We start from the raw sequence: 13,672 nt of genomic DNA on the forward strand, positions 1-13,672 counted from the left end.
ATGCAGATCAAACAGTTCTCACCACTCTTCCTGACGGTTGACCGCATAGGGCCGTTTCAGGAACGCTTGGAGGAGTTCGATTTCACCGATGTGAACGAAGAACCCTGTAATGTTTTCCTGTTTGCCTCCAAAAACGGACGTGGCAAGACCACCTTGCTGGAGCTGATGGTCGCTATGATGAACATGCTGGGCAAGACCAAACTAGAAAGCTTCGGCTTCGAGCCGCTGGACTACGGCAAAGGACGTGCGCAATGGGATATTCTGGTTCGTACCCAGCGTGATGGTGTTGACAAAGTGTGGGTACTGTCACTGATCGCCGGTTTTATTGGCAATAATTTCTTAAAGGCATGGAATCAACAAGAACTCACGCGAGTTGGTGCTGGTGAGTGGTATGGCTTTGGCTTCCGACGGACAGATTCTGGTCGGATTGAGATGTTAACCACCACTAAAGAAAATCTTCCTGATAACTCATGGATACATGATTTTAATTCACTACTCCGCAAAGCACAGGAAAAAGACAATACAGAAACAGAACCTCATGGTTTTGAAGATGCATCACTCACTTACCCGACACTGCTTTACTTCTCGGCATACCGGAATATTCCCAAGCCCGCGAATATTGACCAACGTAGTATTGATCGCCCCAACAATTGGGGATACAAACCAACCCATACCTTTTCTACAGAAGGGCAGTTGTGGGATCAGTCATTAGATAATCTATTGGTTTGGTTGAAATGGTTGGACGAAGAACGCTTCAAAGAAGCCTTATCAATCATTAATCAACGAGTATTTGGTGAGTCCAACAAGAAAATTACTGATGTCAACAAACGTACCTTGTTGGCTGACGTTACTGTAGATGGGCAATCACAAGCTCATCGTCTTGATCAGATGAGCAGTGGTGAGAAGAGCCTTCTGCAAATATTCTTGCGTCTTGGCATTCATATGACAGGTAACACCATTGTTTTCATTGATGAAATAGAAACTCATCTGCATACAACCTGGCGTTTCCAGCTTATGTTCGAGCTGATGAAAATGGCACAGAAGCATTATCCCGGCTTCACTTTGTTTGTTACTACGCATACTCAGGAAGTTATGAAGGCATTTGCCCCACAATTGACAGAAAAGAATCTGGTGAAAGGTGCGTATATCCTTGAAACCGCCGAAGAAGAAGCTAAAGCACAACGAATCATGCAGGAAATGAGGGAGCAACTCAGTGCAGAGTCTTAAAAGCAGACAACGGGCGGCAACCAGCACAGTTACTACTGACGATGACATTTTATTTAGCCGTTACGCTGGCAAGCGGATTGTTTACCTTGAGTCAGAAGCAGATGTAAATCTCTATGAGAATTACTGGTTTCGTGATTATTTGAGAAAACTGGCATTTAAGCCGGGTAGTGATGGCAATGCAAATATGAATGGCTGCACTGCGGTAAGGCAGAGTGTTGAGCATGACCGCAGTGCAGGGATTGAATCCTACGGTATTGTAGACAGAGATTCTGTAAAATCTGCTGACTTATGGGATTTGGTTTGGGAAACGGATGATGAAGTCTTTCTCGCCGCTAAACCGTTCGGCGACTATATTAATGTCCTACTGCGCTGGGAAATGGAAAGCTATTTGCTGGAGCCTCATGCTCTGGAGCGGCATTTAGCTTCCCATCAGCAAGGTCGCGCTGAACGTCCAACTCATGAAGTCACTTCTGAACTGCTCCAACATTGTGATGCATTGATACCATTGGCTGGGCTAAATCTGTTAAGACATTCGCAGCGTAAACGGGAAATAAACAATCCATACAAAAATAAGCAACGTGATGCAGTTGATCTTGAAGTAAGAAAATTATTGAACACGCCCGATGATATAGAGCCTTACGAAGCCAATCTATCAAAGGCAGCAACATTTACGAACAGTAGCTCAGATTTACTCGATCAATATCACGGTCTGCTACGTATCATTGATGGAAAGCTATTGCTTAATCGTTGGAAGCAAATTCACGCAATTATGGATGACCCACGCTATCATCTTGCGGAGCGAATTAACCCAGCACCCATTGAAATAGCAACGTATATTGATTCAATAAGCTCAAGCCATCTGTAGATATGCCGTATAGAGGTGAACATCAATTGATAACCTCTGCACCTAGCTTATTGGGCAAACATGTTGGCAGTAATTCTTACTGGCATCATCTTCTGTTCAATGAGCAACCTTCTGAAGTTCAGAGGCTGATCACTGAAACTCAATGTAATTTCAGTTTGGAAACTGAAAAAGACTTCAATGTTATTAAAATTAACCACAAGAAGAGAAAAATCTCTTTTTTACAATATATTGACATTTTCAGTATGCCGTTTCCAACTCTAGCATATAGCTGGATAATAGATTTACCCTCGCAATCTATTAAAAAACGTCACTATATAACCCCTCACCTGCCCATCCTCCACCGCAAAGAACTCCTTCTCCCCCCTGATCACCCCGACATTCCCAAATTCGCCGCGCTGACCAAGCAGCTCGAAGATGCTGGACTGTTCAAAGACTCCCGCAAAATCGGCTATAAAAAACAATGGGAAGAACGCCTCCGCAATGCAGGCTACAAAGTCGTCGATCACCAGCTAGTCGGGCTAGATGGAAGTGAAATAGCACCACCCGCAACCATAGAAAAGACCTCCAACGTCGAGCGCCACCGCACCGCCCTAACCCGCTACGCCCTTTCCAAACCCATGCAACTTCTCGCCAAGCATGACTTTTTGGAAGGCAAACACACGATTTTCGACTACGGTTGCGGCAAAGGCAGCGACGTAGACATCCTGCGCCAAAACAACCTCACCGCCAACGGCTGGGATCCGCATTTCTGCCCCTACAATCCCAAACACACTGCCGATATTGTCAACCTCGGTTTCGTCATCAACGTGATCGAAGACAAAACCGAACGCATGGAAGCCGTGTTAGGCGCATACCAACTTTGCACCCAATTCCTGTGCGCTGCGGTCATGCTGGGCGAACAATCCCCCGAACGCGGGCGTTTGTTCCGTGATGGTGTACTCACCAGCCGCAACACCTTCCAGCGCTATTACTCACAGGAAGAATTCCGCGAATACCTGCGCCATGTACTGGATGAAGACCCGGTAGCCGTCGGCCCTGGCGTGTTTTTCGTGTTCAAAGACAAAGACGCAGAACAAGCATTTCTGGAACGCCGCTACCGCAACCGCGCTACCGCCAACCGCCTGATCAGCCAATTACCCAAAGTGCCGAAAGCTCCCAAAGCCGAACGCGCCGCCCGCCTTACCAAAGCCGACAAAGAACGCGCCTTCTACGAACAACACGCAGCCTTATTGGATGCACTCTGGCTACGCTGGCTAGAACTGGGCAGACCGCCCCAAGACGACGAATTCCCCGACCTTGCCGCCAGCAAAGACCTGTTCGGCACAGCACAACGCGCCCTGAAATTCCTGCAACGCTTCCACGGTGATGAACTGCTGAAACTCGCCTTCGACAGCCGCCGCGATGACCTCACGGTGTACTTTGCGATGCGCCGTTTCGACCAACAACGCATCTACCGCCATTTACCGGAAAGCCTCAAGCGCGATGTCAAAGCCTTCTTCCAAAACTATCAACACGCCCAAACCGACGGCGAACGCCTGTTATTCTCAGCGGGCAACCCCGCGTTGCTGCGCCAAATGTGCCAACAAGCCGCCGCGCAAGGCTATGGCTATCTCGATGAAGAAGGCGCGTTCACCTTCCACACCGCGCAAGTCGTGGCATTGCCGCCGATTTTACGGGTCTACATCGGTTGCGCCACCTTCGTTTTCGGTGACGTGACCTCCGCCGATTTACTGAAAATCCATGCCGAATCCGGCAAGTTGTCGCTGATGAAATACGATGACTTTGAAGAATCGCCCCTGCCGCGCTTGCTAGAACGCATCAAAATCAGCCTAGTCAACCAGCGTTTCGAGTATTACAAATACGGCGACACCTATACCCCGCCTTACTTGTACCGGAAGGCGCGTTTCCTCACCCCCGATTTCCCGCACTACGCCGAACAACTCGCCTTTGACCAGGTGCTGGCAACCCACCCTGAATTTGCCTTAGACGGTTACGGAATGCCCCCCGAACAATTCGATGCCACCTTGCAGCGTTTACGCTTGGCAGTCGTGGGCTTTGAACTGCAACCCGCGCCACACATCCCCGCGTTGGATGACCCCTGCGGTCAATACCACACCTTCCGCGACTTCATCGAATGCGGCGCAACCCAAGCGCGTACCGGTTTGCCCAACCTGCCCAAACAGGCGGAAAGCTACAACGCGCTGGCAGCACTAGCGCAGCACATTATTGACCCGGTAATGGATTACTTTGGCGGTATCGAACTCACCTACGGTTTCTGCTCCCCCGAACTCGCCAAACACATCAAGGGCAGCATCGACCCCAAACGCGACCAACACGCCGCCCATGAAGTGAATACCCGTGGCAACCTAATCTGCGAACGCAAGGGCGCTGCTTGTGATTTCATCGTCCCCGACGAAAACATGCTGGAAGTGGCGCAATGGATCGTGCAAAACACCCCGTTTGACCGCCTGTATTTCTACGGCAACGACAAACCGCTACACGTCAGCTACGGCGATGAACACAACCGTGCCATTGTGCTGATGTTACCGGGGAAAAGCGGGCGACTCGTGCCGAAAGTAGTAACGGCGGAAAGATTCGCCACAATGACAACAGACGCTTAGTCTAAACAATTAACGCCGCAAGAAACTTGCCAGACAGCTACTAATGGTTGTATATATGACACCATGAAAACACGAATTGTGATTGATACCAATGTGATGTTGTCGGCGTTACGCTCCAGCAAAGGGGCTTCTTACGCGCTTGTTTCACAATTGCCGTTGGAACATTTTCAGGTGGCGTTGTCTGTACCCTTGTATACCGAATATCAGGATGTACTTACCCGTGACGAACACATGACCGGAGCAAGCAGCAAAGCAGAAATTCTCCAGTTTTTGCGTTACATCTGCGGAATCACGAGCCATCACGACATTTTCTTTTTATGGCGACCATGGTTAAGCGATCCAAAAGACGACATGGTACTGGAACTGGCGGTTGCTTCCTCTAGCCGTTACATCGTGACACACAACCTCCGTGATTTTGCCAATATTGATACCTTTGGGATTGAGGCTATTACACCGGGGCGTTTTCTTGAATTATTAAGAGGTCAAACATCATGACTACACTGACATTGCGTTTACCCCAATCATTGCATGAGAAGATCAAAGAGCTGGCAAAGGCGGATGGTGTCTCAATCAATCAATTTTTGGTAACAGCGGCGGCTGAAAAAATGTCTGCCTTGCTGACCAAAAATTATCTGGCACAAGAAGCGGCTCAAGCATCACGCGCAGATTTTCTCAAGGTCATGCGTGCCGTACCGGATGTTGAGCCGGAAGCGTTCGACCGTTTGTGATCAACGCAAGAACGTGTAAAGATCATCCACCGCCATTTCCAACCCAACAGAAACGAGTGTGAAAGTTTTGCCCTCGGTGTAACTTTCCTTGAGCCACTCGTTGCTGCGGCGGTAAATTTCCACGTAAGGCGTATCCTGCGAACACAGCACGTATTCCTGCAAGGTCGGAATCATCCGATAACCTGCCAGTTTTTCCGTGCGGTCTTTACGTGCCGTGCTGCCGGATAATACTTCAATTATCAGACACGGCGATTGATTAAAATGCGATGCGGTTTCATCCTCACACGTCACCTGCACATCGGGGTAGTAATAGCGGGTATCGTTGAATGTTTGAATTTCAACCTTCATATCCGACTGAAATACTTGGCAACGACTGCCGCGCAGGTGCAGAAATAACAAACCAGCAAAAGCCATCGACAATTGATTATGCCCGCGACTCGCCCCCGCCATCGCGTAAATTTGCCCATTCACGTACTCGTACTTCTGCCCATCCGGGCGGTCGTTTTCCCCTAATAAATATGCTTCCGGGGACACATAAGATGACTTCGGTAACGCACCCATCGCACTGACTCCTGCATAAGGGACTTTAAGCTCAACGACACGATTCCATCTTCGTAGTTTTTGCGAAGCAGTTCAAGTGATGCAAGGAAATCCGGTAATTCATGGTGGGCAAGCGAAACATGACGATTAGCGATTGCCGCAGGGCTGGCGTATTATTGCCAGCATGTACCTAAAAATGACAATAATTATCTCATGACCAAGTTAATCCCCTCTTTACAAAGTTGCCTCAACCGCATGACTTCCGGCGAAAAGCGTTTTGCGCGGCGTTTGGAACAGTTATTGGAAGATGATTACCTGTGTTGGTATGAGCCGCGTGTGGGTGAGGGTTTTCGCCAGCGTTACGCCGATTTCATTATTGTGCATCCTTGGCGGGGATTATTGCTGCTGGAAGTCAAAGATTGGAAGTTGGATAGCATTCAGTCTATCGACAAAGCGTCTGCCACCCTGCTAACCCCGCAAGGCGTTAAAACCGTCACCAACCCGCTGGAACAGGCGCGGCAATGTGCTTATAAGCTGGTGCAGCAACTCGAACAAGACCCGCAATTGACTCAATACGCGGGCAGGCATCAGGGCAAATTGGCATTCCCTTACGGCTATGGCGTGGTACTGACCAATATGAGCCGCCAGCAGTTTAGCAATACCGATTTGCAAGCCGTGTTGCCGTGGAATCGCACCCTGTGCAGTGATGAAATGCAGGAAAATACTGACCCGGAAGATTTCCAGCAATGTTTGTGGAATATGTTCGATTACCAGTTCAGCAAACCGCTGACCGTGCCGCAACTGGATCGTATCCGTTGGCATATTTTCCCGGAGATTCGCATCGCCTCCCAAGGCAGTTTGTTTGCCGAACCACAGACGGAAATGGCGGCGGGTGTCGCGGATAAACCCATCGAAACCGTGTTGCCCGATATTCTGAAAGTGATGGATCTGCAACAGGAACAACTGGCACGCAGCATGGGGCGTGGGCATCGCGTCATTCACGGGGTTGCCGGTTCTGGCAAAACCTTGATATTGGCGTACCGTTGTTTGTATCTGGCAAAGGTGTTAGCCAAACCCATTTTGGTGCTGTGTTACAACATCGCCTTAGCAGCGCGGTTACGGGCATTGATGCAAGAAAAAGCCATTGATGACAAGGTAAGCGTTTACCACTTTCACGACTGGTGTGGTGAACAATTGCGGGCGTATCACATCGACCGCCCAGCGGAACACGGGCTTGAGTATCTGGATGCACTGGTGAATACCGTCAGTGCTGCCGTGGAAAACGGGCGTATTCCCAAAGCGCAATATGGCGCAATCATGATTGACGAAGGGCATGATTTTCAGCCCGCGTGGTTAAAGCTGATTAGCGGCATGGTTGACCCGGAAAAGGATTCCTTGCTGTTGTTATACGATGACGCGCAGTCGATTTATCAGCAAGGCAAAGCGTTGAAGTTCAGCTTGTCCAGCGTGGGGATTCAGGCTCGCGGGCGCACGACCGTGCTGCGGCTTAATTACCGCAATACCGATGAAGTGTTTGGGTTTGCTTACCAATTTGCGCGGCAATACCTGCAACCGCACGACAGCGACGATGACCATATACCGCTGCTTGTACCTGAAATGGCGGGGCGGCACAGCTTTGCGCCGGTCTGCCGTTTGTTCCCCAGTTTTGCGGAAGAAACTGCACGGGTGGTGCGTTGGTTACGCCAATGGCACGAGGAACGTGGAACCGCATGGGCAGAAATGGCGGTGTTGTACCGGCATTATCAACAAGGCGCGGCGTTGCAGCAGGCAATGCAGGCGGCGGGAGTGCCTTGCTATTGGTTGCGTGATGCGGCGAGTAAGAAAGGTTTTAACCCGGCGGACAATACCGTAAAGCTGATGACGTTCCATAGCAGCAAGGGGTTGGAATTTCCGCTGGTCGTGGTTGCGGGTCTGGGCTTTATTAGTGCGGAAGCAGAAAGTGCAGTCGACGAAGCCAAGCTATTGTATGTCGCAATGACCCGCGCTACTGACCGTTTATTGCTGACTAGCCATCAGGAAACGGAGTTTACTCGTGCCTTGCAAAGTAAAACCACTTCCGTAGCAGTAACGCTTTAGCCGTATTCGATACCCAAGCCAAACAACAGAAGCAGTTGCCTCCCTGTGCTATGATTTTCCTACCGTGAGCTTTTAGGAACAAAGAACCGCCATGAAAATCCCCTACGGTCTGAGCAATTTCAAAGATGTCATCACCCAAGGCTATTATTACGTCGATAAAACCGACTATATCGCTAGGCTGGAAGAAAATGGCAAATACCACATCCTGCTGCGTCCGCGCCGTTTCGGCAAGAGCCTGTTTCTATCCGCATTGGAACATTATTACGACATCGGCTATCAGACTGATTTTGAAGCAATTTTTTCAACGCTTTATATTGGCAAGCACCCCACAACGCTCAAAAGCAGTTACCAAGTACTGTTCATGGAATTCAGCGGAATTGCCACTGAACAGGGGTTTGAGCGCTTATACCAAGACTTTGACCGAAAAATATCCATCTCACTGCAAGCCTTTTTACGGCGCTACGGTTATCCGCCGGATATGCTTGCGCTGGTCGATAGCGAACCCTCTCCCCACGCGAAAATGGAGCAATTCTTCAAACTTGTCGCAGAGCAGAAAATTCTGTTGCTGATCGACGAATACGACCACTTTGCCAATAGCATTCTGGCGCAAGACCTGAAATTGTTCCAAAGCATTGTCGGCAAGGGCGGCTTCTTGCGCAGTTTTTACGAAACCCTCAAAACTGCCACACAACGCGGCACGATTGACCGTTTGTTTATTACGGGGGTTACGCCGATTACGCTCGATAGCATGACTAGCGGGTTTAATATTGGCGAAAATATTTCCCTGCATAAAGACTTCAACGCCTTGATGGGGTTCACCAAAGCGGAAGTGGAACAGTTGCTGCAACCCTTAGTGAAGGCGTGCCAGCTTGATGCTAGCATACTGATGGCGGATGTGACCCGTTGGTACAATGGCTACCGCTTCCATACCAAAGCACAGGAGAGCCTTTATAATTCGGATATGGTGCTGTACTTTGTGAAAAACTTTGATGCAGAGGATTGCGCCTACCCTGCACGGATGCTGGATGACAATATCGCCTCGGACTACGGCAAGCTGTTGGGCATGTTCAGTATCGGTGACCGTGACGAAAACTACGCCGTGCTGGACGAGTTGATCAATACAGGGCAGGTGATTGCTGAGCAACGCCGTAAATTCGACTTCGACAAGGGCTTTGATCGCGACGATTTTATCAGTTTGCTGGCGTACATGGGTTTTGCCTCCCTGCAAGGTCAAACCCTTTCCGGCGAAATCTTTGGAATCCCCAACCATGTGATGCAGGAATTGTATTTCCAGTACTTCAAAGTCGAATTGGAACGCCGCAACCAGATCAGCATTCCCAATCGTGCGTTGCGGATGGCGCTGGAAACCTTGGCGTTGCATGACAATATCCAGCCACTGGCGGATGAGATGCAACGGGTACTGCAATTGCTCTCCAATCGCGATTTTACCAATATGGATGAAAAGCACGTCAAGACCCTGCTGTTAACCTTGCTATACCAAGTGTCGTTCTATTTCATTCAGAGCGAGCGCGAAATGAACCACCGTTACCCCGATGTTTTGCTGTTGGAGCGCAGCCCGTTTGCCGTCAACCACCAGCACCTGATTGAGCTAAAATACGCCAAGAAAAGCGATAAGGAAAAGGGTTGGGACGCCAAACGGCAGGAAGGCATTGCGCAGGTGCAAGGCTATTTGCAGTTGCCAGAGATTGCCGCACTCCCCAAACTCAGTGCATGGGTATTCCTCACGGATGGGGAACGGCTAGATGTGGTGAAAGTGTAAACAAATCCATACCTGTTGACATAACCGGTGAGTTTAGGCGTGCGGCAAGCCATGCCCCACCAATGAGGTTTCACCATCAGGATAAGTCCGCACCCGGGTAAGCTGTGCGTACCCCACTTCAAAGCGCAAACTGCGCTGATACAAAATATCCAGCACTTTTGCCAGCACCACGCGAATCACGCCTGCGTGAGTCAGCAGCAAGATATTTTGCCCTGCGTAGCGGTGTTGCAGTTCATCCCACGCTTGTTGCACGCGGTCAATGAAGTCTTCCATCGCCTCGCCATTGGGGGCAATGAAGCGGCGCGGTTGATACCACAACTGTTGCATCAGTTCGGGGTATTGTTCCCAGATGTCGCTTTGGGATTTGCCGATCCAATCCCCAAAATCCATTTCCCCGAAACGTGGGTCAACCCCAAACGGGCAGCCGAGGCGTTGCGCCAATAAGCGGGCGAAATCGTGGCAGCGGCGGCTGGGGGAACTGATCACAATGTCCCATTGCCCCGCTTGGGTGGCAAGGGTTAATTGCTTCCAGCCGTGATTACCCAGTGGCTCGTTGCTGGGGGCGCAAAACAAATTGGGGGTGACCACTTGCCCATGGCGTAACAAGTCCACGGTGGTGGGCGTGGTGATCGGCGCGGGTTGTTCTGGCGTTACATCGGGCTGATCAGCCTGCGTTTCGAGGGTGTCGTCTGTCATCGTGTCTCACAGTTTTCCGGCTACGGCGGCTTCCGCAAATGTCGCCATGTGATTGTGTAAGGCGCAGGCCATGCGCAATAAGGGGACGGCGACAGCAGCACCACTGCCTTCGCCTAAGCGTAAATTCAAATCCAGTAAAGGGCGTTGTTGCAATTCGGCAATCGCAAAGAAGTGCCCCGGTTCGGCAGAGGTATGGGAGAGCAGTAGCCAGTCAGCGACGCTAGGTTGCACATTAATCGCAATCAGCGCGGCGGCAGTGCTGATGAAACCATCCACCAATACCGGCAAACCGAGTTGTGCCGCCCGGATGTATGCGCCGGTGATGGCGGCTATTTCAAACCCACCGAGGCGGCGTAAGACTTCCAGCGGGTCGTCAAAATGGCTGCGGTGTTGGTTGAGAATACGGCGGATCACATTCACTTTATGCACCATGCCATCGCGGTCTAAACCCGTGCCGGGGCCGGTAGCATCGAGTATGGCGACATCCAGCAGGGCGCAATAGATAGCGGTGGCGGCAGTGGTGTTGGCAATGCCCATTTCGCCTGCAATGAACAGGTCAGCAGCAGCGGCGTTAGCACGATCAGCCGCATCGGCTCCGGCTTGCAGGGCAAGGCTTAATTGGGCTGTGTTCATGGCAGCATCCAAGGCGCTGTTAGCGGTGCCATTACCCGCACGTTGGCTGATGAGATTGGGGTGAGTGAGTGGGGTTTTTACCCCAACATCAATGATTTCCAGCGTTGCGCCGATTTCACGTGCCAAGACGTTGATAGCCGCACCACCGTTGAGGAAGTTATGTACCATTTGTGCGGTGACAGCTTGGGGGAATGCGGATACGCCTTCATCGGCGACGCCATGATCAGCGGCAAACACGCTAATGTGGACGTTATCAACGCGGGGTTGCTCCCGCCCCTGCAAACCCGCCAGACGGATAGCAACCGCCTCCAATTCACCCAACGCACCGGCGGGTTTGGTCAGTTGTGTTTGGCGCAAGTGGGCGGCTGCGGTCATTGCTGCATTGGGTGCTTGCGCCGGGGTGTTTAGCCATTCCATGAGATCACTCCTTTCAACGGTTGTGGCAACCCTGCCACCATGAAAACCACGGTATCCAATTGTGTGGCGAGCTGCTGGTGTAATTGGCCTGCATGGTCGACGTAACGGCGGGTTAATTCGCCTAATGGCACAATGCCTAAACCGACTTCGTTACTGACCAGCAAAATATCAGCGGGTAAGGCGGGCAAACACCTTAGCAACGCGCTGGTTTCGGTGTGCAGGCGGTCGTTATCGTTTAAGCATAGCAGGTTGCTGAGCCATAGGGTCAGACAATCCACCAGTAGTAAGCATCCGGGGGCGGCATGGTTTTGTAGGGTAGTCGCCAGCGCTAAAGGTTCTTCCACGGTTTGCCAATGGGCAGGGCGGGAGGCGCGGTGGTGGGCAATGCGGGCGTGCATTTCAGCATCATGGGCTTGAGCGGTGGCGATATACACCACGTCGCGCCCGGATTGTTGTGCAAGGGTTTCCGCATAACGGCTTTTGCCAGAACGTGCGCCACCAAGGATCAAGGCTTGCATGGGTGTTTCCTGTGAATAACAACAGGAAAGCGTGTCTCAGCTTGCCACTAATTGCAAGGTTAACGGCTCAGGGCCGGTCACTTGGTAGCGGAAATGGCTGCCGGGTTCTTCCCGTAAGGCAACGATTTGTGGCTCGATGGGTAGTTCACGCCCCTCACGGGCAATTAGCACAATGGCCGTAATGCTGGCAGGGCGACCGAAGTCGAACAACTCATTCATCGCACCGCGCAGGGTACGCCCAGTGTAGATCACATCATCAACCAGCAGCACATGGCGATTTTCAATCTCAAACGGTAGGTGAGAGGGCTTTTGTTGGCGGTGTAAGCCCACTTGATGGAAGTCATCACGGTAGAAGGTGGCGCTGACTGTGCCGAGTTCTTCCGCTATGTGTAAGCGTTGGCGCAGTGCTTGGGCTACCCACACGCCTGCGGTGTGTAAACCAACAATAACGGGGTTGGTAATGCTTTTTGCTTGCATCCACGCACGGATTTGCTGTTCGAGCTGGTCAAGTAAGGCGTTGATATTATAGTTTTTGCTGTCCATGGGTGTATTCCTGCATCCAGCTTTCCAGAATAATGGTTGCTGCTATTTGGTCAATTTCTTCTTTGCGCACTTTGCGCTTACGCCCTACTTGCCGGGCCTGCTTGAGACGTTGTTCGGCTTCGAGGGATGATAGTTGCTCACTGACGACATCAACAGGAAGGTGGTAACGTCCTTCCAGTTGGCGGATAAAGCGTAAAATCGGTTCCTGCATAGCACTGTCGGAGCCATCCAGTTTGCGTGGCATTCCCACCACTAAGCGTTTCGGTTGCCATTCTTGCAGGCAACGGGTAATCGCGTTCCAGTCGGGTGTGCCATCGTGCGCCTGAATGGTGGACTGGGGTGTCGCAATGCCGGTGAGGGTATTGGTTATCGCCACGCCAATTCGTGCTTTACCATAATCAAAGCCTAGCACGGTTATGTGACTCATGCGTGACCAGCCGCAACGCCTAACAAATTAACATCAATACCGAGTGTGCGAGCTGCCCCATGCCAGCGTTCCTGATAAGGCATTTCAAACAGAATATTGGCGTGGGAGGGGCAAGTCAGCCAGACATTTTCTTTAATCTCGTGTTCGAGTTGTCCCGGACTCCAACCCGCACAGCCTAATAACAGCAAAAAGTGTGCAGGCCCCCGGTCATGGGCAATGTCTTGCAGAATGTCACGCGACGAGGTAAGCGCTAAATCCTCAGCAATACGCAAGGTGCTATCCCAACTGCGGCTGCCATCATGCAGTACAAAGCCTTGTTCGGCTTGTACCGGGCCACCACTGAGGGCATATTGCCCCGCAATGTGGGGGTCGTCAATGATAATGTCGAGTTGCTCAAACAGTTCACCCACCGTCATTTCCAGTGGGCGGTTGATCATCACCCCAAAGGCACCGAATTCATCGTGTTGACAGATCAGGCTGACCGTATGCTCAAAGCTGGGGTCACCCATGTTTGGCATGGCTATCAGCAGATGATTGCGTAAATTGAGGATGTCTTGGGTCACAGTTGTTCCGGTCACGC

14 protein-coding genes are annotated in these 13,672 nt (G+C 51.1%); 7 read left to right on the forward strand and 7 right to left on the reverse strand.

What is annotated here, in order from left to right; all coding sequences use genetic code 11:
- The 5 genes from BLV87_RS02950 to BLV87_RS02970 all read left to right on the forward strand — a co-directional run bounded on the left by BLV87_RS02950 (position 1) and on the right by BLV87_RS02970 (position 5,441).
- On the forward strand, positions 1–1,227 hold the full coding sequence (locus BLV87_RS02950) for an AAA family ATPase (protein ID WP_093065254.1): 1,227 nt from the start codon (positions 1–3) through the stop codon (positions 1,225–1,227).
- A complete protein-coding gene (locus tag BLV87_RS02955; RefSeq protein ID WP_093065256.1) occupies positions 1,214–2,092 on the forward strand; it encodes a hypothetical protein in 879 nt (292 codons plus the stop codon). Before BLV87_RS02950 ends, BLV87_RS02955 begins: the two co-directional genes overlap by 14 nt.
- A gap of 242 nt (positions 2,093–2,334) precedes the next feature.
- Positions 2,335–4,713 (forward strand): DNA phosphorothioation-associated putative methyltransferase, encoded by a 2,379-nt coding sequence (locus BLV87_RS02960; RefSeq protein ID WP_245706889.1) that lies wholly within the window; start codon positions 2,335–2,337, stop codon positions 4,711–4,713.
- Positions 4,714–4,776: 63 nt separating this feature from the next.
- Positions 4,777–5,208: a putative toxin-antitoxin system toxin component, PIN family gene (locus BLV87_RS02965; protein ID WP_093065260.1), complete on the forward strand. Its 432-nt coding sequence runs from the start codon at positions 4,777–4,779 to the stop codon at positions 5,206–5,208.
- The gene (locus tag BLV87_RS02970; protein WP_093065262.1) at positions 5,205–5,441 is read left to right on the forward strand and encodes a YlcI/YnfO family protein; all 237 of its coding nucleotides are present in this window, start codon (positions 5,205–5,207) and stop codon (positions 5,439–5,441) included. Before BLV87_RS02965 ends, BLV87_RS02970 begins: the two co-directional genes overlap by 4 nt.
- Here the strand turns inward: BLV87_RS02970 and BLV87_RS02975 are convergent, their stop codons facing one another.
- Positions 5,442–6,002, reverse strand: a complete 561-nt coding sequence (locus tag BLV87_RS02975; protein ID WP_093065264.1) for a Uma2 family endonuclease — start codon at positions 6,000–6,002, stop codon at positions 5,442–5,444.
- 192 nt (positions 6,003–6,194) lie between these two features.
- On the opposite strand from BLV87_RS02975, the gene BLV87_RS02980 reads away from it, so the two are divergent.
- Entirely contained in the window at positions 6,195–8,078 is a 1,884-nt protein-coding gene (locus tag BLV87_RS02980) for a 3'-5' exonuclease (RefSeq protein ID WP_093065266.1), read from the forward strand.
- Positions 8,079–8,169: 91 nt separating this feature from the next.
- On the forward strand, positions 8,170–9,858 hold the full coding sequence (locus BLV87_RS02985) for an AAA family ATPase (protein WP_093065268.1): 1,689 nt from the start codon (positions 8,170–8,172) through the stop codon (positions 9,856–9,858).
- A gap of 33 nt (positions 9,859–9,891) precedes the next feature.
- On the opposite strand, the gene BLV87_RS02990 is transcribed toward BLV87_RS02985, so the two are convergent.
- From BLV87_RS02990 to BLV87_RS03015, 6 genes are read right to left on the reverse strand one after another with little or no spacing between them, the layout of a single operon-like run.
- Positions 9,892–10,554: a histidine phosphatase family protein gene (locus BLV87_RS02990; protein ID WP_093065270.1), complete on the reverse strand. Its 663-nt coding sequence runs from the start codon at positions 10,552–10,554 to the stop codon at positions 9,892–9,894.
- 6 nt (positions 10,555–10,560) lie between these two features.
- A complete protein-coding gene (gene cobT, locus BLV87_RS02995; RefSeq protein ID WP_093065272.1) occupies positions 10,561–11,604 on the reverse strand; it encodes a nicotinate-nucleotide--dimethylbenzimidazole phosphoribosyltransferase in 1,044 nt (347 codons plus the stop codon).
- On the reverse strand, positions 11,592–12,122 hold the full coding sequence (gene cobU, locus BLV87_RS03000; RefSeq protein WP_093065274.1) for a bifunctional adenosylcobinamide kinase/adenosylcobinamide-phosphate guanylyltransferase: 531 nt from the start codon (positions 12,120–12,122) through the stop codon (positions 11,592–11,594). The genes cobT and cobU overlap by 13 nt, the downstream gene beginning before the upstream one ends.
- 36 nt (positions 12,123–12,158) lie before the next feature.
- Positions 12,159–12,665 (reverse strand): bifunctional pyr operon transcriptional regulator/uracil phosphoribosyltransferase PyrR, encoded by a 507-nt coding sequence (gene pyrR, locus BLV87_RS03005; RefSeq protein WP_093065276.1) that lies wholly within the window; start codon positions 12,663–12,665, stop codon positions 12,159–12,161.
- Positions 12,646–13,092: a Holliday junction resolvase RuvX gene (gene ruvX / locus BLV87_RS03010; protein WP_093065278.1), complete on the reverse strand. Its 447-nt coding sequence runs from the start codon at positions 13,090–13,092 to the stop codon at positions 12,646–12,648. Before ruvX ends, pyrR begins: the two co-directional genes overlap by 20 nt.
- The gene (locus tag BLV87_RS03015) at positions 13,089–13,670 is read right to left on the reverse strand and encodes a YqgE/AlgH family protein (RefSeq protein ID WP_245706890.1); all 582 of its coding nucleotides are present in this window, start codon (positions 13,668–13,670) and stop codon (positions 13,089–13,091) included. Before BLV87_RS03015 ends, ruvX begins: the two co-directional genes overlap by 4 nt.
- Positions 13,671–13,672: the final 2 nt, after the last annotated feature.

Origin of the sequence: Thiothrix caldifontis (genome assembly GCF_900107695.1) — a bacterium.
In the GTDB taxonomy this organism is placed as follows: Bacteria; Pseudomonadota; Gammaproteobacteria; order Thiotrichales; family Thiotrichaceae; genus Thiothrix; species Thiothrix caldifontis.

Bases quoted from the DNA above. Each gene is read 5' to 3' on its own strand.
- BLV87_RS02950 (WP_093065254.1), top strand. From the start codon at position 1: ATGCAGATCAAACAGTTCTCACCACTCTTCCTGACGGTTGACCGCATA.
- BLV87_RS02960 (WP_245706889.1), top strand. From the start codon at position 2,335: ATGCCGTTTCCAACTCTAGCATATAGCTGGATAATAGATTTACCCTCG.
- BLV87_RS02965 (WP_093065260.1), top strand. From the start codon at position 4,777: ATGAAAACACGAATTGTGATTGATACCAATGTGATGTTGTCGGCGTTA.
- BLV87_RS02970 (WP_093065262.1), top strand. From the start codon at position 5,205: ATGACTACACTGACATTGCGTTTACCCCAATCATTGCATGAGAAGATC.
- BLV87_RS02975 (WP_093065264.1), bottom strand. From the start codon at position 6,002: ATGGGTGCGTTACCGAAGTCATCTTATGTGTCCCCGGAAGCATATTTA.
- BLV87_RS02980 (WP_093065266.1), top strand. From the start codon at position 6,195: ATGACCAAGTTAATCCCCTCTTTACAAAGTTGCCTCAACCGCATGACT.
- BLV87_RS02985 (WP_093065268.1), top strand. From the start codon at position 8,170: ATGAAAATCCCCTACGGTCTGAGCAATTTCAAAGATGTCATCACCCAA.
- BLV87_RS02990 (WP_093065270.1), bottom strand. From the start codon at position 10,554: ATGACAGACGACACCCTCGAAACGCAGGCTGATCAGCCCGATGTAACG.
- cobT (WP_093065272.1), bottom strand. From the start codon at position 11,604: ATGGAATGGCTAAACACCCCGGCGCAAGCACCCAATGCAGCAATGACC.
- cobU (WP_093065274.1), bottom strand. From the start codon at position 12,122: ATGCAAGCCTTGATCCTTGGTGGCGCACGTTCTGGCAAAAGCCGTTAT.
- pyrR (WP_093065276.1), bottom strand. From the start codon at position 12,665: ATGGACAGCAAAAACTATAATATCAACGCCTTACTTGACCAGCTCGAA.
- ruvX (WP_093065278.1), bottom strand. From the start codon at position 13,092: ATGAGTCACATAACCGTGCTAGGCTTTGATTATGGTAAAGCACGAATT.